Below are 2,883 nucleotides of genomic sequence, written 5' to 3' on the forward strand. Positions count from 1 at the left end.
GTTCGGGGTGGGCCTGTCGCGGAACGTCATCGACGCCTACCGCTTCCTCGTCCACGCCTACGAGCCCGGTGACGAGCTGTACCTGTTCGGGTTCAGCCGGGGCGCGTTCACCGCGCGCAGCCTGGCGGGGCTGGTGCGCAACTCCGGGATCCTGCGCCGTGAACACTCCGGCCGGGTCAAGAAGGCGTGGGCCCTGTACCGCGACCGGATCGAGACACCGAGCGGCGCCGCGTCCACCCTGTTCCGCCGGGCGTTCTCGTACGAGCCGGAGATCCACTTCATCGGTGTGTGGGACACGGTCGGCGCCCTGGGTATCCCGGTTCCGGGGCCGGGATGGACCAAGCCGGTCGTTGACATGGTCAACCGCCGCTGGGCCTTCCACGACACCGAGCTGAGCAGCCATGTGAAGGGCGCCTTCCACGCGCTGGCCATCGACGAGCAGCGCTCGGCGTTCCGGCCGACGCTGTGGAGCCGACAGCCCGGCACCGCCGACGACGCGCAGGAACTGCGGCAGGTGTGGTTCGCCGGGGTGCACAGCGACATCGGCGGCGGCTACCCGGAGACGTCCCTGTCCGACATCGCCCTGCTGTGGATGGTCCATCACGCCCGCAGATACGGCCTGGAGTTCGACACCAGAGCGCTGAGCCCGAGCGGACCGCGTGAGATGAGTCCGGGCCGGAGCACCGAGTTCAGGGTGCGTCCCCTCGTCATGGGCGAGCTGCACGACTCGCGTACGGGACTGTACCGAGTGGCCGATCCGCTGCACCGGCCCATCGGGCGGGCGGCGAAGGGCAGCGACGGCCTCGACACGGGCCAGTACCTGGCCGTCCCCGCCAGGGAACGCCACGACGGGGACGCGGCCTACCGGCCACCGGAGCTCGAAAAGTACCTCGCCGACGAGGCGAACGTACGTCTCGAACCCGTGCCCATGGAGGCCCGCGCCACGGACCTGCCGAGCACCGCGTCCGTGCCGCCGTCACCCGACGGAGCGGGCCGGGCGACGGCGGACGGGACGGAGCGGGCGACGCGCGGGGCAACCGACCAGACCTCCTAGCCCGTCCTGGCCGGTCCTAGATCGTGATCGCCGGTTCCGCGTCCGTGAACGTGCCGTGCGGCGGGTTGATGTCCGTCTCCCCTCCTCTGCCGTCGCAGCCTCGGTCGGGGTTGAACATCAGGTGCGGTTCCAGGTCCGGGTGGTGATCACGTCGATCTCACGCTGGGCCGGCAGGCCGGTGTTCGGCGTGAACTTCATGGTGTTCACCTGGTTCCGGTGAGGGGCCCCGGCGTTCACACCGGGGAGGAATCGCCTGTCCGTCCCGGCGGCGCGGAGCGGGCCGCATCGGTTCACCGGGATGGCGGGTGGTGGAGGAAGTGCCGGTCATGGGTGCGGTTGTCGTACTACGGTCCGATGTCATGAAGCTGGTGATCCAAGTGAAGCTGCTGCCGACGCCCGAGCAAACGTCGGTGCTTGAGGCGACCCTGCGCGCCTGCAACCGGGCCGCCACCCATGCTTCGCAGGTTGCCTTCGCCAATGAGCTGAAGGACCGCAACGGCCTGCAGAGAAGGTATACGCGGATCTGAAGGCCACCTTCGGGCTGTCGGCGCAGCCGGCGGTGCGGGCGGTGACCCTCGTGACCCACCGCAAGGGCGAGAGCGACCTCGTCCAGCGCGGCGGGAAGTGGTTCCTGATCGCCACCTGCGACCTGCCCGAGCCCGAGGTGTATGGGCCAGCCGACTTCATCGGTGTGGACCGCGGCATCGTGAACCTGGCCACCACCAGCGACGGCAGCAACCACCAGGGGCGCCGCCTGTCCCGCTACCGGCGTTGGCAGGCCCGCAAACGCGCTGAACTCCAGCAGAAGCAGACCCGCTCGGCCACCCGCCGTGCCCGTCGCCCAACGCACCAATCGCGGTATCGCCGTCGAGGCACTCGGCGGGATCCGCGAGCGGGTACGGCTACGCGGCGACCAGCGGGGCACACTCTCCTCCTGGCCCTTCCGCCAACTCGGCCAGCACCTCGCCTACAAGGCACGCAAGGCCGGGGTGCCGTTCCTTGAAGTGGACGCGGCCTACACCTCGCAGCGCTGTCCGCGCTGCGGGCACACCGAGCGGGCCAACCGGCCCGACCGAGACCATTTCCGCTGTCGACGGTGCGGCCTCGCTGGGCCCGCCGATGTCGTCGCCGGGGTCAACGTGCGCGACCGCGCACGCTCGGCGTGGGCATTTGTCACCATGCCCGTCCCGCCACCGGCACAAGCCGTACCGCGGGAGATGCGACCCGTGACCGTCCTGTCGTAGGGGGCAGTCGGGAGTGCGACGAGGTGTGAACGACCGAGTACACCAACTCTGCCGTTCACGGCCGAGAAGGTGACGTAGTACGCGTAGAAGGCGGGTCGAAGCGGTAGTCGGCGGGGGCGCTGTTCGGGTCCCCATGTCAAAAAACGTGGGATGGCTGTCACGTGGCGCCTGCGTTCGGCGAAGGGGGTCGGCTCCGCGTCCGTGGCGGAGCCGCGCCAGAGTGCCATGGGTGCGCGCTCCCAAAGCCAGGCGGGTGCCGCCCGGAACTCACCGCTACCCCTCTTCCGCCTGAGCACTGGACGCCCCGGCGAGCCGGCCGGAGGGCCTCGCCGCGAGGGTCAGCGTCACCGCGATCGACGCCGCCGCCATCACGGCCATCGCCGCCGCCGGAGACGTCAGTTGGGCCACCGCTCCCGCGAGCGCCGCGCTCACGCCCTGCATCGTGAGCATGCCCGAGGAGTGCAGTCCCAGGGCGTGGCCGGTGAGGTGGGGCGGGGTCAGGGAGAGCAGGCGTTCCTGCTGGAGGAGGCTCGCGGCGAAGCCGGTGGAGGCCAGGGTCACGCAGACCAGCGCGAGGGGGAGCGG

Annotated in this window: 3 protein-coding genes and 2 pseudogenes; 4 read left to right on the plus strand and 1 reads right to left on the minus strand. The window is 70.5% G+C overall.

Going from position 1 to position 2,883, the window contains the following annotated elements; translation table 11 throughout:
- The 4 genes and pseudogenes from FNH08_RS48145 to FNH08_RS52830 all read left to right on the plus strand — a co-directional run.
- On the plus strand, nucleotides 1-1,054 hold a 1,054-nt coding region (locus FNH08_RS48145; RefSeq protein ID WP_152778220.1), incomplete at its 5' end, for a DUF2235 domain-containing protein.
- Between the two features lie 359 nt (nucleotides 1,055-1,413).
- Nucleotides 1,414-1,581, plus strand: coding sequence for a hypothetical protein (locus tag FNH08_RS52820; RefSeq protein WP_228034825.1), 168 nt, complete (start codon nucleotides 1,414-1,416; stop codon nucleotides 1,579-1,581).
- Nucleotides 1,582-1,760: 179 nt separating this feature from the next.
- Nucleotides 1,761-1,877, plus strand: a pseudogene (locus FNH08_RS53355) (RNA-guided endonuclease TnpB family protein); the annotation flags it as partial.
- A gap of 7 nt (nucleotides 1,878-1,884) precedes the next feature.
- Nucleotides 1,885-2,298 (plus strand): transposase, encoded by a 414-nt coding sequence (locus FNH08_RS52830; RefSeq protein WP_322726612.1) that lies wholly within the window; start codon nucleotides 1,885-1,887, stop codon nucleotides 2,296-2,298.
- Between the two features lie 273 nt (nucleotides 2,299-2,571).
- Here FNH08_RS52830 and FNH08_RS48155 read toward each other — a convergent pair.
- Nucleotides 2,572-2,883 (minus strand): annotated as a pseudogene (locus FNH08_RS48155) (MFS transporter); the annotation flags it as partial.

This window comes from Streptomyces spongiae (assembly GCF_009377185.1).
Lineage (GTDB): Bacteria > Actinomycetota > Actinomycetes > Streptomycetales > Streptomycetaceae > Streptomyces > Streptomyces spongiae.